This window comes from Sphingomonas sp. PL-96 (assembly GCF_020707215.1).
GTDB lineage: Bacteria > Pseudomonadota > Alphaproteobacteria > Sphingomonadales > Sphingomonadaceae > Sphingomonas.
The window spans coordinates 16,137-38,339 of sequence record NZ_JAJFET010000004.1 but is presented as its reverse complement, the minus strand read 5'-3'; the positions used below and the strand labels follow the sequence as shown (position 1 = coordinate 38,339).

General features: G+C 68.6%; 24 protein-coding genes and 1 tRNA gene. 11 read left to right on the top strand and 14 right to left on the bottom strand.

Features of this window, described 5'->3' with window-relative positions; genetic code table 11:
* Positions 1-111 precede the first annotated feature (111 nt).
* The 5 genes from gcvT to LK533_RS09320 all read left to right on the top strand — a co-directional run bounded on the left by gcvT (position 112) and on the right by LK533_RS09320 (position 5,740).
* Positions 112-1,293 carry a glycine cleavage system aminomethyltransferase GcvT gene (gcvT, locus tag LK533_RS09340; protein WP_229362527.1) on the top strand — a complete coding sequence of 394 codons (1,182 nt, stop codon included), beginning with the start codon at positions 112-114 and terminating at the stop codon, positions 1,291-1,293.
* Between the two features lie 12 nt (positions 1,294-1,305).
* Positions 1,306-1,677: a glycine cleavage system protein GcvH gene (gcvH, locus tag LK533_RS09335; protein ID WP_229362526.1), complete on the top strand. Its 372-nt coding sequence runs from the start codon at positions 1,306-1,308 to the stop codon at positions 1,675-1,677.
* A 276-nt stretch (positions 1,678-1,953) separates the two neighbouring features.
* Positions 1,954-3,312 (top strand): aminomethyl-transferring glycine dehydrogenase subunit GcvPA, encoded by a 1,359-nt coding sequence (gcvPA, locus tag LK533_RS09330; protein WP_229362525.1) that lies wholly within the window; start codon positions 1,954-1,956, stop codon positions 3,310-3,312.
* Complete coding sequence (gene gcvPB, locus LK533_RS09325; protein WP_229362524.1) at positions 3,309-4,880, top strand: aminomethyl-transferring glycine dehydrogenase subunit GcvPB; 1,572 nt, start codon at positions 3,309-3,311, stop codon at positions 4,878-4,880. The genes gcvPA and gcvPB overlap by 4 nt, the downstream gene beginning before the upstream one ends.
* A gap of 191 nt (positions 4,881-5,071) precedes the next feature.
* Positions 5,072-5,740 (top strand): hypothetical protein, encoded by a 669-nt coding sequence (locus LK533_RS09320; protein ID WP_229362523.1) that lies wholly within the window; start codon positions 5,072-5,074, stop codon positions 5,738-5,740.
* A 50-nt stretch (positions 5,741-5,790) separates the two neighbouring features.
* On the opposite strand, the gene LK533_RS09315 is transcribed toward LK533_RS09320, so the two are convergent.
* From LK533_RS09315 to LK533_RS09270, 10 genes are all read right to left on the bottom strand, one after another.
* Positions 5,791-7,074, bottom strand: a complete 1,284-nt coding sequence (locus tag LK533_RS09315; protein WP_229362522.1) for an ectonucleotide pyrophosphatase/phosphodiesterase — start codon at positions 7,072-7,074, stop codon at positions 5,791-5,793.
* Between the two features lie 221 nt (positions 7,075-7,295).
* The gene (gene ychF / locus LK533_RS09310) at positions 7,296-8,396 is read right to left on the bottom strand and encodes a redox-regulated ATPase YchF (RefSeq protein WP_229362521.1); all 1,101 of its coding nucleotides are present in this window, start codon (positions 8,394-8,396) and stop codon (positions 7,296-7,298) included.
* Positions 8,397-8,758: 362 nt separating this feature from the next.
* Positions 8,759-9,061, bottom strand: a complete 303-nt coding sequence (locus LK533_RS09305; protein ID WP_229362520.1) for a hypothetical protein — start codon at positions 9,059-9,061, stop codon at positions 8,759-8,761.
* A gap of 216 nt (positions 9,062-9,277) precedes the next feature.
* Complete coding sequence (locus tag LK533_RS09300) at positions 9,278-9,883, bottom strand: TIGR02466 family protein (protein ID WP_229362519.1); 606 nt, start codon at positions 9,881-9,883, stop codon at positions 9,278-9,280.
* Between the two features lie 9 nt (positions 9,884-9,892).
* Positions 9,893-10,465, bottom strand: coding sequence for an aminoacyl-tRNA hydrolase (gene pth, locus LK533_RS09295; RefSeq protein ID WP_229362518.1), 573 nt, complete (start codon positions 10,463-10,465; stop codon positions 9,893-9,895).
* Positions 10,466-10,560: 95 nt separating this feature from the next.
* A complete protein-coding gene (locus LK533_RS09290) occupies positions 10,561-11,178 on the bottom strand; it encodes a 50S ribosomal protein L25/general stress protein Ctc (RefSeq protein ID WP_229362517.1) in 618 nt (205 codons plus the stop codon).
* Between the two features lie 127 nt (positions 11,179-11,305).
* Positions 11,306-12,625, bottom strand: coding sequence for an amidohydrolase (locus LK533_RS09285; protein WP_420705838.1), 1,320 nt, complete (start codon positions 12,623-12,625; stop codon positions 11,306-11,308).
* A gap of 64 nt (positions 12,626-12,689) precedes the next feature.
* The gene (locus LK533_RS09280; protein ID WP_229362516.1) at positions 12,690-13,319 is read right to left on the bottom strand and encodes a DUF4893 domain-containing protein; all 630 of its coding nucleotides are present in this window, start codon (positions 13,317-13,319) and stop codon (positions 12,690-12,692) included.
* Positions 13,320-13,387: 68 nt separating this feature from the next.
* On the bottom strand, positions 13,388-14,173 hold the full coding sequence (locus LK533_RS09275) for a 3-hydroxybutyrate dehydrogenase (RefSeq protein WP_229362515.1): 786 nt from the start codon (positions 14,171-14,173) through the stop codon (positions 13,388-13,390).
* Between the two features lie 16 nt (positions 14,174-14,189).
* The gene (locus LK533_RS09270) at positions 14,190-15,359 is read right to left on the bottom strand and encodes a patatin-like phospholipase family protein (RefSeq protein WP_229362514.1); all 1,170 of its coding nucleotides are present in this window, start codon (positions 15,357-15,359) and stop codon (positions 14,190-14,192) included.
* 124 nt (positions 15,360-15,483) lie between these two features.
* On the opposite strand from LK533_RS09270, the gene LK533_RS09265 reads away from it, so the two are divergent.
* The 5 genes from LK533_RS09265 (at position 15,484) to LK533_RS09245 (ending at position 18,731) form a co-directional block, all read left to right on the top strand.
* Positions 15,484-16,383 carry a neutral zinc metallopeptidase gene (locus tag LK533_RS09265; RefSeq protein WP_229362513.1) on the top strand — a complete coding sequence of 300 codons (900 nt, stop codon included), beginning with the start codon at positions 15,484-15,486 and terminating at the stop codon, positions 16,381-16,383.
* A gap of 4 nt (positions 16,384-16,387) precedes the next feature.
* Positions 16,388-16,864, top strand: a complete 477-nt coding sequence (locus tag LK533_RS09260; protein WP_229362512.1) for a GreA/GreB family elongation factor — start codon at positions 16,388-16,390, stop codon at positions 16,862-16,864.
* Between the two features lie 8 nt (positions 16,865-16,872).
* Entirely contained in the window at positions 16,873-17,316 is a 444-nt protein-coding gene (locus tag LK533_RS09255) for a YaiI/YqxD family protein (RefSeq protein ID WP_229362799.1), read from the top strand.
* Between the two features lie 160 nt (positions 17,317-17,476).
* Positions 17,477-17,656, top strand: coding sequence for a hypothetical protein (locus tag LK533_RS09250; RefSeq protein ID WP_229362511.1), 180 nt, complete (start codon positions 17,477-17,479; stop codon positions 17,654-17,656).
* A 67-nt stretch (positions 17,657-17,723) separates the two neighbouring features.
* Complete coding sequence (locus LK533_RS09245; protein ID WP_229362510.1) at positions 17,724-18,731, top strand: zinc-dependent alcohol dehydrogenase family protein; 1,008 nt, start codon at positions 17,724-17,726, stop codon at positions 18,729-18,731.
* 116 nt (positions 18,732-18,847) lie between these two features.
* On the opposite strand, the gene LK533_RS09240 is transcribed toward LK533_RS09245, so the two are convergent.
* A complete protein-coding gene (locus LK533_RS09240) occupies positions 18,848-20,233 on the bottom strand; it encodes a DUF2171 domain-containing protein (protein ID WP_229362509.1) in 1,386 nt (461 codons plus the stop codon).
* A gap of 214 nt (positions 20,234-20,447) precedes the next feature.
* Between LK533_RS09240 and LK533_RS09235 the strand changes: the two genes are divergently transcribed.
* A tRNA-Ala gene (locus tag LK533_RS09235) sits at positions 20,448-20,523 on the top strand.
* A 376-nt stretch (positions 20,524-20,899) separates the two neighbouring features.
* Here LK533_RS09235 and LK533_RS09230 read toward each other — a convergent pair.
* The 3 genes from LK533_RS09230 to LK533_RS09220 form a co-directional block, all read right to left on the bottom strand.
* Positions 20,900-21,136, bottom strand: a complete 237-nt coding sequence (locus LK533_RS09230; protein ID WP_229362508.1) for a hypothetical protein — start codon at positions 21,134-21,136, stop codon at positions 20,900-20,902.
* 400 nt (positions 21,137-21,536) lie between these two features.
* Positions 21,537-21,731 carry a hypothetical protein gene (locus LK533_RS09225; protein ID WP_229362507.1) on the bottom strand — a complete coding sequence of 65 codons (195 nt, stop codon included), beginning with the start codon at positions 21,729-21,731 and terminating at the stop codon, positions 21,537-21,539.
* 180 nt (positions 21,732-21,911) lie between these two features.
* The gene (locus tag LK533_RS09220) at positions 21,912-22,049 is read right to left on the bottom strand and encodes a hypothetical protein (protein WP_229362506.1); all 138 of its coding nucleotides are present in this window, start codon (positions 22,047-22,049) and stop codon (positions 21,912-21,914) included.
* Positions 22,050-22,203: the final 154 nt, after the last annotated feature.

The following is a 22,203-nucleotide window of genomic DNA, read 5'->3' as shown; positions in this document are numbered from 1 at the left end:
GTAAGCGCAGCTTCTCTGCGCGAAAGCTCTCAGGTTCCGTGACAGAGGGGGCGGCGAAGATGCGGGGAGGCCCGCGTCTGCGTCGTGCCAGACCTGCCGGAGACTGCGCGAATGAGCGACTCGATTTCCTCCACTGATGCGGACGGCCTGGAGCCGATCGCCCCGTCGCTGCTGCCGCTCGATGCCTGGCACCGCGCCCAGGGTGGCCGGATGGTGCCCTTCGCCGGCTATGTGATGCCGGTGCAGTATGAAGGCATCATGGCCGAGCATCTGTGGACGCGCCAACATGCCGGGCTGTTCGACGTCAGCCACATGGGCCAGCTGCTGTTCACCGGCGAGGGCGTGGCGCAGGCGCTGGAAGCGCTGCTGCCGGGCGACCTTCAGGTGCTGGCGGCCAACCGCATGCGCTATTCGCTGCTGCTGGCCGACAATGGCGGCATTCTCGACGACCTGATGGTGACGCGCCTGCCGGAAGCGCATCCGTTCGGCGAGGCGGGCGAGCCGGCGCCGGCGGGCGAGGCCTTCTACATGGTCGTGAACGGCGCCACGAAATATGACGACCTTGGCCATCTGCGCGAGGCGCTGGCCGATACGATCACCATCAACCATCTCGAGGACCGCGCGCTGCTGGCGCTGCAGGGTCCCGAAGCCGTCGCCGTGCTCGCGCGCCTGATCCCGGGCGTCGACGCGCTGCGCTTCATGACCGCGGGGGCGTTCGAATGGGCCGGCCACGCGCTGTGGATCAGCCGTTCGGGCTATACCGGTGAGGACGGCTGCGAGATCTCGCTGCCGGCCGAGGCTGCCGAGGCGTTTGCCGACGCGCTCACTGCCCAGGCGGAGGTCAAGCCGATCGGTCTGGGCGCGCGCGACTCGCTGCGCCTGGAGGCGGGCCTGCCGCTCTACGGCCACGACCTGGACGAAGAGACCACGCCGGTCGCCGCCGACCTGGGCTTCGCCCTGTCGAAGCGTCGCCGCGAGGAAGGGGGCTTCCCCGGTGCCGATCGCATCCTGGCCGAGCGTGCCCAGGGCCCGGCGACCAAGCGCGTCGGCCTGCGCGTCGACGGCCGGCAGCCGGTGCGCGAGGGCGCGACCGTGGTTGACCAGAAGGGCAACACCATCGGCCGCGTGACCTCGGGCGGCTTTGCCCCCAGCGTGGGTGCGCCGATCGCCATGGCCTATGTGCCCGCCGCGCTTGCGGTCGCCGGCACCGACCTGATCCTGTCCCAGCGCGGCAAGGCGCACAGCGCCGAAGTCGTGCCCATGCCGTTCATTTCCCACCGTTACGTCCGCTAAGGAGCGCCGTCGATGAGCCGTTATTTCACCGAAGAGCATGAGTGGGTCGAAGTCGACGGCGACGTCGCGACCGTCGGCATCACCGAATATGCCCAGAGCCAGCTGGGCGACATCGTGTTCGTGGAAGTCCCCGACGAGGGCCGCGAGCTGTCCAAGGGCGACGAGGCCGCAGTGGTCGAGTCGGTGAAGGCCGCCTCCGACGTCTACACCCCGGCGTCGGGCACCGTGATCGAGGGTAATGCCGCCCTTGCCGACAGCCCCGCGCTGGTCAACGAGGATCCGGAAGGCGATGGCTGGTTCTTCCGCCTGACGCTGTCCGACCCGTCCGAGCTCGAGGAGCTGATGGACGCGGACAAGTACGCGGCTTTCGTCGCCAAGCTCTAAACGTCACGTCCTGCCAGTCGCGAGGCTGGCATCTCGGGCGGCGGGTAGGGCTCTTGAGCATTCCCGCCGCAGGAGGAACCCGGCGGTCGCCGGATCCTTGCATAGGCGCAACAGGCGCCCAGACACTCCTGTATCCCTGCGCAGGCGGGGATACAGGGCCAGGCAGAACAACGGCTTGCGGCGTCTGGAACCCTGGGCTCCTGCTTTCGCAGGAGCACGATGGCGGGCTTTCGCAAAGGTCTCGTGGGTGCCGGGGCAACGTCCCGAAGGATTGCCATGCGCTACCTGCCTTTGACTCAGCCCGATCGTGAGGCGATGCTCGCCGCGGTCGGCGCGCCTTCCGTCGAAGCCCTGTTCGCCGACGTGCCGGAGGCTGCCCGCCTCGACGGCCCGGTGCCGGGCCTGCCCAACCACGCCAGCGAACTCGCCGTAGAGCGCCACCTGTCGGCGCTCGCCGCCAAGAACCTGGCCGCGGGCACCGCGCCGTTTTTCCTCGGCTGCGGCGCCTATCGCCACCATGTGCCGGCGAGCGTCGACCATCTGATCCAGCGCGGCGAGTATCTGACCGCCTACACGCCCTATCAGCCGGAAATCGCGCAGGGCACGCTGCAGATGCTGTTCGAGTTCCAGACGCAGGTAGCGACGCTGCTCGGCTGCGACGTGGCCAACGCGTCGATGTACGACGGCTCGACCGCCTGCTGGGAAGCGATCACCATGGCGCGCCGGGTCACCCGCCGCGGCAAGGCGATCCTCTCGTCCGGCCTCCACCCGCACTATGTCTCGGTCGCGCAGACGATGGCGAAGTTCACCGGCGACATGCTGGAGACCTCGGCCCCGACGCTCACCGCCGACACCGACAGCGAGGCGCTGATCGCGGCGATCGACGGCGATACGTCGTGCGTGGTCGTCCAATATCCTGACATTCTGGGCCGTATCCCCGACCTGCGTCCGATCGCGGAGGCCGCGCACGCCAACAAGGCGCTGCTGATCGCGGTGGTGACCGAGCCGGTGGCACTGGGTGCGATCGCCGCGCCGGGTGACCTGGGCGCCGACATCGTCGTGGGCGAAGGCCAGTCGCTGGGCGTCGGCCTGCAGTTCGGCGGACCCTATGTCGGCCTGTTCGCCTGCTCCGACAAGCTGGTGCGCCAGATGCCGGGGCGCCTGTGTGGCGAGACCGTGGATGCCGAGGGCAAGCGCGGCTTCGTGCTGACGCTGTCGACCCGCGAGCAGCATATCCGCCGCGAGAAGGCGACGTCGAACATCTGCACCAACTCCGGCCTGTGTGCGCTCGCCTTCTCGATCCACATGACGCTGCTGGGCGAGAAGGGCCTGCGCCAGCTGGCCGCGAGCAACCATGCGCGTGCCTCGGCTGCGGCGGACCGGCTGACGAAGGTTCCGGGCGTGGAGCTGGTCAACACCAGCTTCTTCAACGAGTTCACGCTCAGGCTGTCGAAGGAAGCGCGCCCGGTCGTCCGGACGCTTGCGGATCGCGGCGTACTCGCGGGCGTGTCGCTCGGCCGGCTCTATCCGGACGCGCCGGAGCTTGCCAACGGCCTGGTGGTGGCGGTGACCGAGACGGTAACCGAAGAAGATATCGAAACGCTCGCGACCGAGCTCGAAGAGGTGCTGGCATGACGATCAACCAGAGCGGCTGGCGTCCGGAGATGGGCGGCAGCGACGAGGCCACGCAGGCGACCTTCACCGGCAACCGCGCACTGATGCTCGAGGAGCCGTTGCTGTTCGAGATCGGCTCGGCGGACGTGACCGGCGTCGACTTCGACGAGGCGCCGCAAGCGCCGTCCCGGCTTGGCGGCATGGAGCGCAAGGACCCGATCGGCCTGCCGGGCCTTTCGGAGCCGGAAGCGGTGCGCCACTATACGCGTCTCAGCCGTCAGAACTATGCGATCGACCTGGGCCTGTTCCCGCTCGGTTCGTGCACCATGAAGCACAACCCGCGCCTGAACGAGCGCATGGCCCGGCTGCCGGGCTTTGCCGATGTCCACCCGCTGCAGCCGGTCGACACCGTGCAGGGTGCGCTGGAGGTGATCCACCAGCTCGCCCACTGGCTGGTGACGTTGACGGGCATGGACTCGGTCGCGATGAGCCCCAAGGCGGGTGCGCATGGCGAGCTGTGCGGCATCCTCGCGATCCGCGCCGCGCTGGAGGCCAAGGGCGAAGGCCACCGCAAGGTGATCCTGGTGCCCGAAAGCGCGCACGGTACCAATCCCGCGACCGCGGCCTTTGCCGGCTTCAAGGTTGAGGACATTCCCGCCACTGCCGAGGGGCGTGTCGACCTGGAGGCGCTGAAGGCGCGGCTGGGGCCGGACGTGGCGGGCGTGATGATCACCAACCCGAACACCTGCGGCCTGTTCGAGCGCGACATGCGCGCGATCAGCGACGCGGTGCATGGCGTCGGCGGGTACGTCTACTGTGACGGCGCCAACTTCAACGCGATCGTCGGGCGCGTGCGTCCGGGCGACCTTGGCATCGACGCGATGCACATCAACCTGCACAAGACCTTCTCGACCCCGCACGGCGGCGGCGGGCCGGGTTCGGGGCCGGTGGTGTTCTCGGCAGCGCTGACGCCGTTCGCACCGCTCCCCTTCGTCGAGAAGCAGGGCGATCGCTTCGCGCTGATCGAGGAAGAGACGGCGGGCGAGCACCATGCCGGCAGCTTCGGGCGCATGGTGGCGTTCCACGGCCAGATGGGCATGTTCACCCGTGCGCTGAGCTACATCCTCAGCCACGGTGCCGATGGCCTGTACCAGGTGTCGGGCGATGCGGTGCTCAACGCCAACTACGTCCTGCGCCAGCTGGAAGACGTGCTCGACGCGCCGTTCGGCGGCAGCGGCCCGTGCATGCATGAGGCGCTGTTCTCGGACGCAGGCCTGGCCGAGGGCTTCACCACGCTGGACGTGGCCAAGGGGCTCATCGACGAGGGCTATCACCCGATGACGATGTACTTCCCGCTGGTCGTCCATGGCGCGATGCTGATCGAGCCGACCGAGACCGAGTCGAAGGCAGCGCTCGACCAGTTCATCGGCGCGCTGCGCTCGGTCGCGGAGCGCGCCAAGGCCGGCGACCAGGCGCTGAAGGGCGCGCCGCACTTCGCGCCGCGCCGTCGCCTCGACGAAACCCAGGCGGCCCGCAAGCCGGTGCTGCGCTGGAAGCCGTCACAGCAGGCTGCACAAGCCGCAGAGTAAGCCAGGGCACGGCGCGCCTCCCTCCGGACCGATCCGGAGGGAGGCGCGCCGGTCGCAAAGATGCCGCCAAGTTCCGACGCGCACGGCCGCCCGGAACTCGCGAACCCGTGGCCACGTTGTTCCGAATAGTTCACGCTCCGTTCAACCGCTTCCTGCGATCAACGGTTCATCTCTATTCGGGAGTTTTTCCCATGTTTCTGAAGCGCATCCGTACTTTGGCGCTGATCGCGGCGGCGGGCCTGGGCGTCAGCGCCTGCGCCTATGACGATTATGGCTATGGCGGCATGTCGGTGGGCTATGGCTCGGCCGGCTATTACGATCCCTATTACGACGGTTATGGCTACGGCTATGGCAGCGGCTTCGGCTCGCCCTATTGGGGCTGGTACGGCGACTATTATTATCCGGGCACCGGCTATTACGTCTATGATCGCTACCGGCGCCCGCATCGCTGGAACGACGGCCAGCGCCGCTATTGGGAGGGCCGCCGCGAAGGCTGGCGCGGGGAAGGCCGGCCAGGCAGCAACTGGAACGACTTCCGCCCCGGCAACGGCCGTCCGGGCGTGCGCCCCGGTCGTCCGGGCGACGGTCGCCCCGCGGTCCGCCCGGGGCAAGGTGGCGAATATCGGCCGGGCGTCCGCCCGGGCCGACCCGGCGCCTGGGTACCCGGCTCGCGCCCGCCGCAGGGCGGTTCCGGCGCGCAGCGTCCCGGTCGCCCCGCCGGCAGTGAGGCGCGTCCTGCGGGCCGGCCAAGCCAGAACTGGGGCGATCGCGGCGGTCGCTCCGGGCAGCGCTGGGGTGGTCAGGGCGGCCGCTCGGGCGGCCCCCGCTCCAGCGGTCGCGGCGGGTCGCGGCCGAACTGACACAAGCGGGAGGGCTTAGGCCGAAGCCTGGACCCTCCCGGCACAGCGCGTCACTGCGCCTTGCGCACGCTGCGGAACGGGGCGTCGGTACCGTCCACGCCCGCTGCGGCCGGCAGGCCGATCAGGTCGCGCAGCAGCGGATAGACGTCGACATTGTCGAAGCCCGGCAGCGTGCGTCCGCTCGCAAAGGCCGGGCCGTTGGCGATAAACAGCGCAGCCATCTCGGGCGCCATGTTGTCAAAGCCGTGGTTGCCGCCGGTCTGCGGCCTGTCGGGCGTGGTCGGCAGCACCTGCCAGCCGGTTTCGGCCAGGCACAGGATCGCCGGCACGCGCGGATTGCGGCCATAGTGGAAGCGGGCGGGGATCTCTCCCTTGCGCCAGCATTGCATGTGCGCGTGGGGCTTGAGCAGCGCCTGTTCCACCGCGGCCTCCTTGCCGGGCAGCGGTGTCAGGCTCGCATAGGGTCCGGCCTCCACGACATGGTAGAGGGCCGGGTCGGCGATCTTATCGAGCGCAACGGCGCGCTCGCTGCTGGTAGCGGCCATGCCGTGATCGGCGACGATCACCAGGTTGGCAGGCTGTCCCAGCGCGGCGAGCCCGTCGACCAGCGCGCCGATGGAGGCGTCCACGCCCGTGATGGCTGCGTTGACCTCGGCCGAGTCCGGGCCGAAGCGGTGTCCGGCCGTGTCCACCGCCTCAAAATAGAGCGTAAGCAGGCGCGGGCGAATGGCGGCGGGACGGCGCAGCCAGTCGAGCACGCCGTTGACGCGCTGAGTCGGGCTGATCGCCTCATTATACTGCTGCCAGTCCGAAGGCCGGGTGCCGCCGGTGATCTCGTGCGGCCACTCTGCGGCGCGGGTGCCGCCGATCGCGACATTGGAGCCAGGCCAGAATTGCGTGGCGGTGCGGATGCCTGCCTTTTCCGCGGCGACCCAGATCGGCTCGGCCGCGTTCCACCACTCCGGCTCGTCCGACGTCATGGTGAAGACGTTCTTGGGGTCGGCCGGGTCCTCCATCCGGTTGGCGACGATGCCGTGGCGGTCGGGGCGCACGCCGGTCACCAGCGTCCAGTGATTGGGAAAGGTCTTGGACGGGAAGGAGGGGTGCATCGGCCCGGTCACGCCGGTAGCGGCGAGGCGCGACAGCACCGGCGTCACGCCGCGGGCCAGATAGTCGGGACGAAAGCCATCGATCGACACCAGGATGGTGACGGGCGCGCGGGCCTCCGCCTGGGCGGTGGCGGCTTGTGCAGGGGCAACCGGCTGGGTGGTCTGCGCAGCGGCAGGAAAAGCGGCGGCTGCCAGCAACGCGGCAAGGAGGCGAGTCTTGAACATGGCCCCGCCATCGCGCCGCTCGGCGGCAGGAATATGACAACGGCGCTTCGCATGGCCGCTCTTCGTACTGCCAGCGAAGGCGGGCGTCGTTACTCTCTGCCCGTCTGCGGAACGCAGCCGGGCTCCTGCGCAGGCAGGAGCCCAGGGCCACAACTGCCGCCCTCGCTTGGAACCCTGGCCCCGGCCTGCGCAGGGGCACCCTCATCGCGTTGGCGTACGGCTCACACGTTGAAGCGGAACAACATCACGTCGCCGTCGTGGACGACATATTCCTTGCCTTCCTGGCGCAGCTTGCCCGCATCCCGCGCACCCGCTTCGCCCTTGCAGGCGACATAGTCGTCATAGGCGATGGTTTCGGCACGGATGAAGCCGCGTTCGAAGTCGGTGTGGATCTCGCCTGCCGCCTGCGGTGCCTTGGCACCGGCTTCGACGGTCCAGGCGCGCGCTTCCTTGGGGCCGACCGTAAAGAAGGTCAGCAGGTTGAGCAGCTTGTAGCCGGCGCGGATCACGCGGGCGAGGCCGGTCTCCGTCAGGCCCAGGTCGCTCAGGAACTCCTGGCGGTCGGCGGGGTCCATGGTGGCGATCTCGGCTTCGATCGCAGCGGACACGACGACCGCCTGCGCGCCTTCGGCGGCGGCCTTCTCGAACACCTTGGCAGAGAGCGCATTGCCCTCGGCCGCGTCCTCTTCGTTCACGTTGCAGACGTAGAGCACCGGCTTGGCGGTGAGCAACTGCGCCTGGGCGAAGACGCGGGCTTCCTCCTCGTCCTTGGGCTGGGTGAGGCGGGCAGGCTTGCCCTCGCGCAGCAGTTCGAGCGCCTGGCCGAGCACGGAGGCGCCGATCTTGGCCTCCTTGTCGCCCTGCTGGCCCTTCTTGACGAGGTTGGGGACGCGCTTTTCCAGGCTCTCCAGGTCGGAGAGCATCAGCTCGGTCTCGACGGTTTCTGCGTCGGCGATCGGGTCGACCTTGTTGTCGACGTGCTGGATGTCGTCGTTTTCGAAGCAGCGCAGGACGTGGACGATCGCGTCCACCTCACGAATGTTGCCAAGGAACTGGTTGCCCAGGCCCTCGCCTTTCGACGCGCCGCGCACCAGGCCGGCGATGTCGACGAAGCCCAGCTGGGTCTCGATGATCTTCTGCGAGCCGGCGATGGCGGCGAGCTGCTCCAGCCGCTCGTCGGGCACGGCGACGTTCCCGACGTTCGGCTCGATGGTGCAGAACGGATAGTTTGCCGCCTGCGCCGCTGCCGTCTGGGTCAGCGCGTTGAAAAGAGTGGACTTGCCGACGTTCGGAAGCCCGACGATGCCGCAGCGGAAACCCATGTCCGGTTCTTCGATCCCGTTGGTGAAGGTGAAGCCGCCGCATAGGCGGTTCGAGGCTTGTTGACCAGATGGGGCTGGGGCGGGCGGGCTGGAGAATCCCCACCCGTTTGTCGCTAGCGCTTGCCGATACGCCGTCTCGACAAGATCGACGGCTACTCGAAACGGACGGGGAGGGGACGGCGGCCGGTTGGAGCTCGTGGGGAGGCAGCCCCAACCACCACCGTTCGTGCTGAGTAGGGGCTGCGCTTGTCGAAGCTCCGTATCGAAGCGCGGGTCCTTCGATACGCCATTCCGACTTCGCTCAACGGCTACTCAGGACGAACGGGTGGTTGGAGGACGGCGTAAGCGGGGCCGGTGGCCCCTTACGCCTTCTTCGCGACCTTCTTGCGCCTAGCCTTCTTCTTCGCCTTGGGGGCTTCGCTGTCGCGCGACAGCAGCAGCAGGCCACCCACGGCGAGCACGCCGATGCCGACACCCGCCACCGTCGCCAGGATCACGTTGCGCTCGCGTTCGCGCTCCGCTTGGACCTTCTCTGCGGCGGCCTGCTGCGCCGCGCGATCGGCGGCGCGGGCCTGGGTTTCCGCAAGCGCCGGTGGGGGCGGGGGCGGCGCCTGGCGCGGATAGGGCGACTGGTTGGCGTCGGGGACGGGCGGCGTATGGCTCATGAAAAATGCTTCCGGTCAGCGTTGCAACAGGTGCGGCGGCTTATTGATAGCCGCCTTCTTCCTCGCGTTCTTCGGCGGCCTCGGCCTGCGCTTCTTCCAGCTCGTCCTCGTTCTGGTTCTCGGTGGACTGGTCGTCGGAGTTCGGATCCTGGATCATGGCTTGGTCCTTTCACGCTCGGGTTCCCCCTCAACCGACCAGCCTGCCCGGACGTTCCGTCACCAGCGGTAGTTGAAGCTCACGCTGATCCGCTCGCCCTTGCCGGCATGGGGCATGACCTCGTGCCGCAGCCAGCTTTCCCACAGCAGGATGGTGCCGGGCTGTGGGTTCACCTCGACAAAGGTGGCGAGGGTTTCGGGCGCGTCCGCGCGGCGTGGCGGGGCCGCCATCAGCCGTGCGAGGCGCGGGTCCTCCAGTTTGAGCCCGCCGGCTCCCTCGGGCACTGCGACATAGACGGTTCCGGACACGACGCTGTGCGGGTGGATATGCCCCGAATGGCCGCCGCCGGGCTTGAGCAGGTTCACCCACAGGCTGTCGAGCTTGAGCTTGCGGCCGCCCAGATCCATCGCGCACGCCTCTGCAAAGCGCGCGACATGGCGATCGAGCAGGCGCTTGAGATCGGCAAAGGCCGGGTCGCGGATCGGCAGGTCGTCGAGCGAGGCATAGCTGGTGTAGCCGCGATAGCGATGCTCGCGCGACCAGCGCCGACCGGCCACGTCTTCCTCCGCCAGCGCGCGGACGCTCTCCTCCAGTTCGGCGATCAGTTCGGGCTGGTCGATCTGCTCCTGGTAGAGCGGCGTGGTGAAAAGGTGACGAATGGGCATGGCGCCTCCTTAATCCCGCTGCAGCCGCAGCGCGACCTCGTTCATGAAGCGGACGTCATCGCCGCGCGCCAGCCATTCGGCCTCGGCCGCGACCGCGCCCAGCATGTCCGACAGATCGTCGATTTCGGCCTTGGCATAGTTGCCGAGCACATAGCCGGTCACGCGGTCCTTGTGCCCCGGATGGCCGATGCCGAGCCGCACGCGGCGATACGCGTTGCCGATGTGCTGGTCGGTCGAGCGCAGCCCGTTGTGGCCGGCCGCACCGCCGCCCGTCTTAACCTTGACCTTGAAGGGCACCAGGTCGAGCTCGTCGTGAAACAGCGTCACGTCCTCGGGCGCCAGCTTGTAGAAGCGCATCGCTTCCCCGACCGACCGCCCGGTCTCGTTCATATAGGTGCCGGGCTTGAGCAGCAGGAGCTTGCTCGCACCGATGCGGCCTTCCTGCACCCAGCCCTGGAACGCCTTTTTGGGCGGCGAGAAGCCGTGCACTTCGCCGATCGCATCGACGGCCATGAAGCCGACGTTGTGGCGCTGCATCGCATGTTGCGGGCCGGGATTGCCCAGGCCAACCCAGAGCTGCATGGCTGTCCCCGTGCTTGGGTGTCCAAAAGAACATCGCCCCCGCAACAGGTTGCGGAGGCGATGCAGTCTTTACCGATGTCGGGAAAGCGAAGGGCTCAGGCGCCCTCGCCCTCAGCCGCCTCGGTCTCGCCTTCGCTCGACTTGAGCGCCGACGGCGCCACGATCGTCGCGATGGTGAAGTCACGATCCTCGATCGCCGACTGCGCGCCCTGCGGCAGCGTCACGGCGGAGATGTGGATCGAGTCGCCGACTTCGGCACCCTTCAGCGAAACTTCGACCTGGTCGGGGATGCTTGCCGCGTCGACCACCAGCTCCAGCTCGTGACGGACGACGTTCAGAACGCCGCCGCGCTTGAGGCCGGGGGCTTCTTCCTCGTCGGTGAACACGACGGGCACCTGGACGGTGACGGTCGAGTGCTCGCCGATGCGCAGGAAGTCGACGTGCAGCGGCTGGTCGGTGACGGGGTCGAACGCCACGTCCTTGGGCAGCGTGCGGATGACCGAACCGCCGGCATCGATCATCACGACCGAGTTCATGAAGTGACCGGTCATCAGCAGGCGCATCAGTTCGCGGCCGTTGACGTGGATCGGGGTCGGTTCTTCCTTGTTGCCGTAGATCACGGCGGGCACGCGGCCTTCGCGACGAAGCAAACGGGAGGCTCCCTTGCCAACCCGATCGCGCGTCTCGGCCGACAGCGTAAGCTGGTCGCTCATCACAGTCTCCGTATATATGCGCTTGGTTCCAGTTTCGCCGGCCGGGCCTCCAGGGATGACCCCGGCACGACAAGTGCGCGCGCTTAGGCGAACGCCCGCCGAAAAGCAAGGCGCCGGGGCAGCTCTCCTACTTCTTGAGCACGTTCAGGGCGGCGGCGGTCAGCGCCTCGGTGGCAGTGCCGATCACCGCCTCCGCATCGGGTGCCCAGGTGGCGCTGTGGAGCGAGGGCAGCTCGGCACCCCCTGCCTGCGCCGCGGCCCATTTGTCCGTGGGCACGCCGCCGACCCAGAAGATCATGCTCTGGATCGACTTGTCGGCGAGATAGAAGCGGCTGAAGTCCTCGCCGCCCATGGTGGCCGGCACCTCGCGCACGCGCGCCTCGCCGAACCGCTGGGTGAACAGGGTGCGCAGCTCGCCCGACAGCGGCTCGGTGTTGAAGGTGGCTGGCGTGTAGGTCTGCTCCACCGTCACGGTCGGCATGCGGTCCTCGGGGACGCCGGCCGCGATCGCTTCGCCGCGCGCGATCCGGGCGATGCCGTCGAGCAGCTGCTTGCGCGAGTCGTCGGTGTAGCTGCGCACCGTCAGCAGCAGCTTCGCCTCGTCGGGGATGATGTTGTGCTTGGCGCCGGCGTGGAAGCTGCCGACCGTCACCACGCCCGGGGTCTGCGGATCAAGTTCGCGCGACACCAGAGTCTGGAGCGCACCGACGATGCGCGACGCGAGGACGATCGGGTCCTTGGTGGTGCTGGGATAGGCGCCATGGCCGCCGACGCCACGCACCACCACGTCCACGGAGTCGACGTTGGCAAAGGTGAAGCCCGAATGGACGCCGATCACGCCCGCCTGCAGCCCGGCGCTGTCGTGGAAGGCGATCGCATGATCGGGCTTGGGAAAGCGTGTGTAGAGCCCGTCGGCCAGCATCGCCTGCGCGCCGAGCCCCACTTCCTCCGCCGGCTGCGCGACCATCACCAGCGTTCCGGCCCATTGCCCCTTCATCGCCGCCAGGTTGCGGAGCGTGCCGACCCAGCTCGCCATGTGCGTGTCATGGCCGCAGGCGTGCATCACGCCGGTCTCCACGCCGTCCGCAGTCGTCGCGCGGACCTTGGAGGCGAAGGGGAGGCCGGTCGATTCGGTCACCGGCAGCCCGTCCATGTCGGTCCGGATCAGCAGCGTGGGGCCGGAGCCGTTGCGCAGCACTGCCACGACCCCGGTGCCGCCGACCTTTTCGGTAACGGTGAAGCCCGCTTTGCGCGCCTCTGCGGCCATGCGGGCGGCGCTCTTCACCTCCTGCCGGCTGAGTTCGGGCGCGGCGTGCAGCGCGCGATAAAGCGTCATCAGCTGCGGCAGCTCGGCGGCCGTGGCATCGTGCACCGGTTCGGCAGCGGCGGGCACCATCGTGACGGACGTGGCGGTGGCGAGCAGAACGGCGGCGAACAACGGACGCATGATCAATCCCCCCTTGCGGTCACACAGCCTGCGACGCCGCCCCGCGCTTGGCAAGCAGGAGGGCTTAGCCCGCGGGGGTCAGTTCGATCACGTCCAGCGTCGATTCGAAGCGCGGGTACGGCAGAACCACCCGCCAACGTCGCTCTGCAACCCGCTCGACCCGGCCGGCCATGTCGCGGGCAGCGTCGCGGCCATAGTCGAGAGGAGCAGTCTCATCGCCGAGCATGAGCGTGCCGAGAAAGACGCCGCGCGCCTCGGTATCCGGCAGGATCAGCCCGACCGGCCGCTGCGATCCGCTGTGCTTGTAGAAGCTCAGCACGTCGCCCTCACGATCGATGCGGCAGTCGAAAAAGGGATAGGCGATGAAACCCGGCGTCGCGGCGCGACCGGTGCCGAGCTTGAACACGCGGCAGCGATAGGCACCGGGCGGGGGCAGCGGGTCGAGCAGCGCGCGATCGGGATCGAACAGCGCGCCCTCGGCTGCAACCGCCTTGCGGTCGGTAACCCGCGCGGCCGCCAGCGCCGCCATCCAGGCCGTGCGCCAGTTGCGCAACCGCTCGCGGTCTGCCGAGGTCGCCATGGTGCGCCAGTTCGGCGTGGCGGGTGCCGCGGGGGCGGGGCGGTCCGCATTTCCTTGCGCGCATCCGCTTGCGAGCAGCGCCGCCGCCGTCACCGTCCACCACCCGCCCCGCATGCGCACTCCCCCAGGTCTTCGCGTCGAACGAACAAGCTCGCCGCTTCGATCCCGGCACGCAAGCGACATCAGGCGGCGGTCCAGCCGCCGTCCATCGAAAGATTGGCGCCCGTGATCGCCTTTGCCTCGTCCCGGCAAAGATACAGGGCAAAGGCGGCGACCTGCTCGGAGGTCACGAACTCCTTGGTCGGCTGGGCGGCGAGCAGCACGTCGTTCATCACCTGCTCGCGTGTCATCCCGCGCGACTTCATGGTGTCCGGGATCTGCTGCTCGACCAGCGGCGTCCAGACATAGCCGGGCGAGATGCAGTTGACGGTGATGCCGTCGGTCGCCGTCTCCAGCGCGATCGTCTTGGTGAGGCCGGCGATGCCGTGCTTGGCCATGACATAGGCGGACTTGTTGGGGCTCGCGACCAGCGAGTGGGCGGAGGCGGTGGAAAGGATCCGGCCCCAGCCCTGCTTCTTCATGTGCGGGACGGCCGCGCGCATCATGTGCCAGGCGGACGACAGATTGATGGCGAGGATCGCGTCGAACTTCTCGACCGGAAATTCCTCAATCGGGGCGACGTGCTGGATGCCGGCGTTGTTGACGATGATGTCGACCGAGCCGAACTCCGCCGCGGTGCCATCCACCATCGCCGCGATCTCGTCGGGCTTGGTCATGTCGGCGGCATTGTAGCGCGCCTCACCCCCGCTCAGCGCTGCCAGGCCAGCGCGCTCACGCTCGATCGCCTCTGCGTCACCAAAGCCGTTGATCACCAGCGTTGCGCCCTCGGCGGCAAGCGCCTTGGCGATGGCCAGGCCGATGCCGGAGGTCGAGCCAGTAACGATCGCAGTCTTGCCCTTCAGGAACATGGCAGTGCCTTTCTGGTCAGCGCCCCGCCGGCGGGGCCGGCGGTGTGCGGGTGAGGTCGTAGGCGGCAGTCTTGCCGTCGAGCATGTTGGCGGCGACCACCTGCGCGTTCGCCATCGTCTCGGCAACCGCCGCGCGGCCGGCGGCCCAATGTTCGTGCATGGTGCGCGCCGAAAATTCGAAGTCGCGCGATCCGCCCTCCCAAGCATTTGCGCGGTAGATCAGGTGGACCAGGCTGACCGGCATTTCGGCAGCCATCGCGGCAAGCGTCCGCACGTCGTCGTCCGCGCGCAGCTCGGCCGGAAGCTTCGCCAGCACCTTGCGGATCGCCTCGCGCTCCTGGCGCAGCTTCATGCGCTCGTCGCTCACCTGGCGGGTGCGGCTGGAAAAACGGATTTCCTTCTCGCGCGCCAGCACGTCCGTCAGCGTGCGCGGCAGTTCGGCCTCGGCCGGGAAGAGATCGACCTGGAACACCAGCATCTCGGCGTCCTGATGGTCGAGAACATGGGTAAGCGGCGTGTTGGAGACGAGCCCGCCGTCCCAGTACCAGCGCCCGTCGATCTCGACCGGCGGCAGGCCCGGCGGCAGCGCGCCCGAAGCCATGATGTGGCGCGCATCGATCCGCCGCTCGCGCGTGTCGAAATAGGCGAAGTTGCCGCTCTCCAGGTCGACCGCACCCACCGAAAGCCGGACCGGCCCTTCGTTGAGCAGGTCCCAGTCGATCAGCTCGTCCAGCGTCTCACGCAAGGGCGTGGTGTCGTAGAAGCTCAGCGCCTCGGGCGTGCCTGGGACCGCCAGGGTCGGCGGCCAGAAGCGCGGGCGGAAGAAGCCGGGCACGCCGTTGCCGAGCACGAACGCGGCCGACATTTCGTGCACCGCTTCCCGCACCTGGTCGTCGGGAAAGATCGGGAAGCGCGGCAGGGCACTGCTGGCCAGTTCCCAGAAGGCGCGCAGCCGCTCCAGCCGGCGTTCGGGCGGGTTGCCGGCGATGATGGCTGCATTGACCGCGCCGATCGAGATGCCGGCGACCCAGTCGATCTCGATGCCAGCGCCCTCGAGTTCCTCGATCACGCCCGCCTGGTAGCTGCCAAGCGCGCCGCCGCCTTGCAGCACCAGCGCCACGCAATCGGGCAGGGGAAGGGCACGGCTGCGTCGGGTCCGGCGCAGGCTGGGATCGGCATCGGCCATTGCAGGCGAGCATGGACCGATCGCGAGCCGGCATCAACTGGGCAGGCGCACATTCGGCGCTGCGTGCAACGTCCCGGCGTTCCGCGCATTTAATTGCGGAGCTTCAACGAACGGGGATGGCGCCATGCGTCTCGACGATCTCGATCCGACACGGAATGCGCGCGACCTGGGCAGCGGCGGCGGGGGTGGGGGCGGCGGCTTCGGCCTGCTGGGCCTGCTCCCGCTGATCCTTGGCCGTGGCCGCATGGGCTGCGGCAGCTTCGCCATCCTGGCGGTGGTCGTCGTCGGCTATCTGATGATGAGCGGCGGCGGCGGCATCCTGGGCGGCGGCGGCGGCCAGAGCGCGCGCCAGGGCCAGGTGGCCGGCGGCAGCAACGGCAACGTTGCCTGCGACACGCAAGCCGAGCTGTTCTCGTGCCGGGTGATGACCTCAACCGAGCAGACCTGGGGGCAGATCTTCCAGCAACAGGGCAGCACCTACCAGCCGGCGACGATCAACTTCTACCAGCGGAATGCGCCCTCAGGCTGCGGCGCGGCGCAGTCGGCGATGGGGCCGTTCTACTGCCCACCGGACCAGGGCGTGTACCTCGACACGAGCTTCTTCGACGAACTCAGCCAGCGTTTCGGCGCGGCCGGCGACTTTGCCCAGGCCTATGTGATCGCGCATGAGGTCGGCCATCACATTCAGAACCTGACCGGCACGTCCGAAAAGGTGACGGCGATCCAGCAGCGGTCGAGCCAGGCGGAGGGCAATGCGGCTTCGGTCCGGCTGGAGCTGCAGGCGGATTGCTATGCCGGCGTCTGGGCGGCGCGCAACCGCGACCGCATTGAACCGGGCGATGTCGAGGAGGGCATGCGCGCGGCGCAGGCGATCGGCGACGACACGCTTCAGCAGCAGTCGCAGGGCCGCGTCGTGCCGGAAAGCTTCACCCACGGCACCTCAGCGCAGCGCATGAAGTGGTTGCGCACCGGGCTGGAATCGGGTGATCCGGCGCGCTGCGATACCTTCAGCGGAGCGATTTGACCGGATGAGCGTGGCCTTTCGACGGGACGGAGATGACGAGCACAAGGAGCCGAAGTTCGAGCTGCCCTTGCCGCCCGGCCCCAATCTGGTGACCCGGCGCGGCCTGGCGAAGATCGAGGCGGAGGTCGCGCGGCTGGAGGCGGCGGTCGCGGCCGAGGCGGATGCGGAACAGCGCACCGTGTTGAAGCGCGACCTGCGCTACTGGCACGCGCGCTTCTCCACCGCGACCGTCGCCCCGCCGCCGCCGGAGGGGGAGGTCGCGTTCGGCGCCTGCGTCACCTTCCGCCTGAACGGCCAGACCCGCACCGTCGCGCTGGTCGGCAGCGACGAGGCGGATCCCGCTGCGGGCCTGATCCCCTTCACGGCGCCGCTGGCGGTGGCGATGACCGGTGCGGAGGCGGGCGAGCTGGTCGATTTTGGCGGGCGCACCGCCGCGATCGAGGTGCTCGACGTCCGCCCGACCGCGGAGCAGGCGGGCTGAGCATGGCCATGCGCGTGCTGGTCGACGCCGACGCCTGTCCGGTGAAGGACGAGGTGTACCGCGTCGCCGAACGGCACGGCGTGCCGGTGACGATCGTCAGCAACAGCTGGCTGCGCGTGCCGCCGGGTGTCGAGCGGGTGGTGGTCGACAGCGGCTTCGACGCGGCCGACGACTGGATCGCCGAACATGCCGACGCACGATCCGTGGTGGTCACCGCCGACATCCTGCTTGCCGATCGCGCCCTGAAAGCGGGGGCGGGCGTGATCGCGCCCAATGGCAAGCCGTTCACCACCGCCTCGATCGGCAGCGCCATCGCGGTGCGCGCGATCATGGCCGACCTGCGCGCGGGCGGCGACCAGATTGGCGGCCCGCCGCCCTTCTCGAAGGCCGACCGCTCGCGGTTCCTCCAGGCGCTCGACACGCTGCTGGTGAAGCTCGCACGGGCGGGGTAGTCGGGATCCACAACCAGCCCCTTTCCGTTCGGTTCGAGTGCCGTCGAGCTTGTCGAGACGGCGTATCGAGAACGGGCCGCGGCTCTCTCGACACGGGCTTTCGACAAGCTCGATCCCTGCTCGAGACGAACGGAAGGTCCGGAGGTAAGAAGGAAACATCATGGCCGAGAAGTTCGAACGCCACCGCCAGCCCTGGCGGCCCGACGAGGTCCAGAAGCTGCACACGCTCGCCAAGAAGGGCATGGCGCTCAAGGCGATCGCAAAGGCGCTGACCCGCAGCGAGGAGTCCGTGAAGCAGCGCGCAAAGGAAGACGGGCTGTCGATCGCCAAGCTGCACTGATCGCACCCGCGGAGACCTGCGCCGCCCGGCACGTTGTCGCTGCATGCCTCACAACATGGAGCACAGCATGAAGGCGATGACATTGGCGGCCCCCGGCGGTCTCGACCAACTGAGTCTTGCGGACCGGCCGGACCCTGGCCAGCCCGGCCCGGGCGAGATCCGCGTGGCGCTGCACGGCAGTTCGCTCAACTACCATGACTATGGCGTGGCGATCGGCGTGATGCCGACCGCCGATGGCCGCGTGCCGATGGCGGATGGCGCCGGCGTGGTGGAAGCGGTGGGCGACGGCGTGACCGAGTTTGCCCCGGGTGACACGGTGGTGTCCTGCTTCTTCCCCGACTGGCTGGCCGGGCCGCCGACCGTGGGCGATTTCAGCCGCACGCCGGGCGATGGCATCGACGGTTTCGCGCAGGAGCATGTGGTGCTGCCCGCCACCGCCTTTACCCGCGCGCCGCAGGGCTATGACGCGGTGGAGGCGGCGACCATCACCACCGCTGGCCTCACCGCCTGGCGGGCGCTGGTGGTCGACGGCAATCTCAAGCCCGGCGACACGGTGCTGCTGCTCGGCACCGGTGGCGTGTCGATCTGGGCGTTGCAGCTCGCCAAGGCGATCGGCGCGCGCGTGGCGATCACCTCCTCGTCCGACGAAAAGCTCGAACGGGCGCGGGCGCTCGGTGCCGATTTCACGCTCAACTATCGGACGGAGGCCGAATGGGGCCGTGCGGTGCGCGACTGGACCGGCGGGCTGGGCGTGGACCATGTCGTCGAGGTCGGCGGACCGGGTACGCTGGCGCAATCGATCGAGGCGGTGCGGGTCGGCGGGCATATCTCGCTGATCGGCGTGCTGACCGGACGCGGGGGCGAGGTGCCGACGGCGGCGCTGATGGCCAAGCAGGCGCGGCTCCAGGGCCTGATCGTCGGCAGCCGTGCCGACCAGCAGGCGTTCGTCACCGCGCTGGAGGCGACCGGCATCCGCCCGGTGGTCGACCGCCGCTTTCCGCTCGACCAGCTCGCCGATGCCTTTCGCCATCAGGAGAGCGGCGATCATTTCGGGAAGATCGGCGTCGAATGGTGACGCCGGCCTGATCGCGGTCCGCTTGCAGGCGGATACAAAAAGGGCCCGGACGCGAAGTCCGGGCCCTTGCCGTAGGTGCTGCCGGGCAGGGGGGCGGCCCGGCAGCGCTCGGGGGCTCAGCGGAAGGTCGAGCCGCCCTGAGGGGTGGTGCTGCCGGTCGACGTGCCGCCGGTCGTGCTGCCGGCAGGAGTGCCGGTCTGCGACGTGCCGCCGGTGTTGGCGGTCGATCCGATCGTCGGCAGCGTACCCGTGGTGCCGGGCGTGCCCAGGCCGCCAGTGGTGGTGGCGGTGGTGCGATCCGTGCCCGGCGAACGCTGCGCATCGTCGCCCAGCATCGACTCGTTGCGCTCCTCGTCGCGCCAGTGGCTCTTGGCCTCCTCGGCGGTTTTGCGGATCTTCACCTTGTCGTCGACTGTCTCGATCCAGCGCGACGGGATCGAGTGGTGGCGGCCATGCGCGTCGACATCGTTCTTGGTGAGCAGGATGCGGTCGCCGCGAACCTTGTCCACGGTGCCGACATGCTGCCCGTCGGAGCCGACGACTTCCATATGCTCCTGCACGCGGTTCAGCGACGAGCGCTGGCCCTGGCGCTCGGTGCGCCAGCTGCTGAACTCGTTGCTGAACTTGCTCGCATGCTCCTGGCGATATTCCAAATAGTCGCGGTCGATCTCGGCGATCTGCGCGTTGCGCCAGTTGTGGTAGTGCGGGTCGCTGTCATGGCGATCCTCGTGGCGCTCGCGCTGCTCGTCATAGCGCTGGTCCATCTCGCGGCGGCGCTCGGCCTCCTCGTCGCCGAACCACGAGCGGACCTCGTCGCCCGCGCGCTCCAGGAAGCCGCGGTCGTCATGGTCATAGCCCTGCTGCCGTCCGCGCGAGCGATCGTCGCGATCTTCGCGATAGCGGTTCTGCGCGCCATAGCCCTGGCGCTCACGGCCCCGGTCACGGTCACGGTCGCCGTAGCTGCGCTCGCCATAAGGGGAGCTGCCGTGGCTGCGATCCTGGAAGCCGCGCTCGGCATAGTTGCCATAGCCGCTGGTCTGGCCGCGGTCGCCGAAGTCGGCGCGACTGCCCCAATCGCGGTGGTGATGGTTGCTGGGGTGGTCGCGGTCGCCGAGATAGCGCCCGCCCGAATTGCGCTCGCCCGAATAGCGGTCGTCGCGATCCGAGCTGCGATCGTCCTGCTCCACATCGGTGAAGCGATGGCCATCGCTGGCATAGCTGCCGCGATAGGGCTGGCCCGAGCTCTGGCTGAAGCGGCGTGCGCCATAGTCGCGGCTGCCATAATCGCCGCCGCGCCCATAGTCGCTGCGGCCATAGTCGCGGTCGCTGTAGCTGCGGTTTTCGTCGCGGCCATAGCCGCCGCGTCCGCGCCCACGGTTCGGGTCCTGGCCGGCGGCAGCATAGTCGCGAGCGCTGGAGTAGGTGTAGTCGCGACCGGAGCCATAATCTTGGCCGTAATCACCCGCAGAATCACCTCCGCGGGGGTAGCGTTCGTACGCCATGGGTCGTCTCCTGAAACGTCATCCTGCGGCGCCGCGTCTCATGGCGCAGCTTCCGGGATTTATAACAGGTTAGAGATTTCGAGGTTCCGGACGCCTTGTCGCGCACGACAGGCCGTTCGGCGCAGCATCGGGCAGGTGCGGTGAATGAAGGGGCGGTTGCATCGCCTCGAAACCCCGGCTAAGGGAGCAGCCCCGGCGCTGCCGGGAACGGGGCGGGGCTGTAGCTCAGATGGGAGAGCGCTGCAATCGCACTGCAGAGGTCAGGGGTTCGATTCCCCTCAGCTCCACCACCCCGCATCCCAGCATTCTGGCCGCTCGCGGCATGCTGATCTCCACGAACCGCTGACAAGCTGACGCTTTCGGGACCGCGCCGGGGCCGCAAGTGCCGACGGTTTCGTGCCCTCGCCGATGTGCCCGGCGGCTGCTGATCTGCACCTCTAGTACGCCGCGCGGGCAGCTCCGTGACGATCGTGTGGCGTAGCGTGTCTGGCGTGCCGCGCCTCTCACAGCTTCGGCCTCGCCCGGCTTCCGGCTCGGGGGCAGCATGGCGGCTTGCCTAGCGCGTCCAGCACCGGCCGGCCGATCCCGGCCTCCACCAGGCGGGTGTCGAAAGCGTTGGGTGCCGTGGCGCAGGGCGGCCATCACCGCCGCCCTGCCCGGCTTGGCTCAGCGACAGACGCGCTGGCGATGGTGATGGCGCCACACGGTGCGGCAGCGCTGGTGGTGCTTGCGAGCTTGGTGACGACGACGATCATTGCGCCCGTAGTGGTGACCACGGTCGTCGCGCTGCTCGTAACGGCCATGATCCCGATCGCCATTGTGGCGCTGCGCCTCTGCGCTCGTGCCGGCACCGAGAGCGGCGAGCATGAGGCCGGCCGTGGCAACGATTTTGCTGATCTTCATCTGTCGTCCTCTTGCGCCCGGATGCCGGGCAGGGACCGGCACTACGCGCGTGCCGGGGCATCGTTCCTTGAGTGGAACTTCCGGACCGCCTGCGGACGGCTGGTGACGTGGCAAAACCATGGGTGCGGCGAGTGCGACGGCGCGGTGAAGGGGGGCACTGTTAGCGCGACATCACGCGGCTCCCGAGTTGATCGGGCTCGAATGGACCGAAAACCTGGCGGTTCGGAACATGCGGGGCAGGGATGGCTCTATGGGAAGCCTATCGCAGCCGCCGAGTTCGAGCAGCTCAGGCAAGTTGGCGATCAGCCCAGGCTTGCGTGTGCCTGAGCGGCGCAGCTACCTGCGCCGCTGGCGGTAACGACCTGAGGCTCGCCGTGCCTGAAACAGGCGGCTAGAATCTTCAGTCTTGTTCTTTGCCCGGCGCCTCAGGTGCGCCGAGCTTGCGTGCAACCCGCGCCACTTCTTCGTCTGTCGGTGCGGTCGGGAGAACCTCGCCAGGCGCAAGGGCATCATCGGGGATGCCAGGGCCTGTGCCTGCGATGGTTTCGTTGCGGGGGCGGTCGTTGAGGCCCTCGGTCGTCTTCTGCTCGCTCATGATCACCTCCATGTGCGCACGGCCAACGCACGGCCAACGCGTGTGGCGCCATCGTGGCGCGGTCTGCTCGCCGCTCGTGCGGCCGGGTGTTCGCGAGACCTACCGCACGGGCCGCGAACTGCGCCTGCTGAAGTCTCCTGTGACCCGGCCGCCGATCGGCCGAGCCACAGGGCGTCCAACCTACTTGTGACCGCCGTGGCCCGCGTTCTGATGGTTGTCCTTGCTGGCGGTATTGTCGCTGTTGTCCTGCTTCTTGTTGCCGCCCTCGTCGTCCTTCCCGTTCTTGTGGAAGTCGCCCTTCTTCTTGTGGTCGGTCATCGCAGCTCTCCTGGGTGGGGGATTTGGTCAACGCGCTACGGGGGGCGAGTTTCCGAGGGACGAGCCGGTAAAGCGGCGCATCCTGTGGAGTTGCCGTCGCATCGGCTGCGCAACCTCGCTCCGGAGATGGAGAGCCTGGGCGACGCGATGGAGC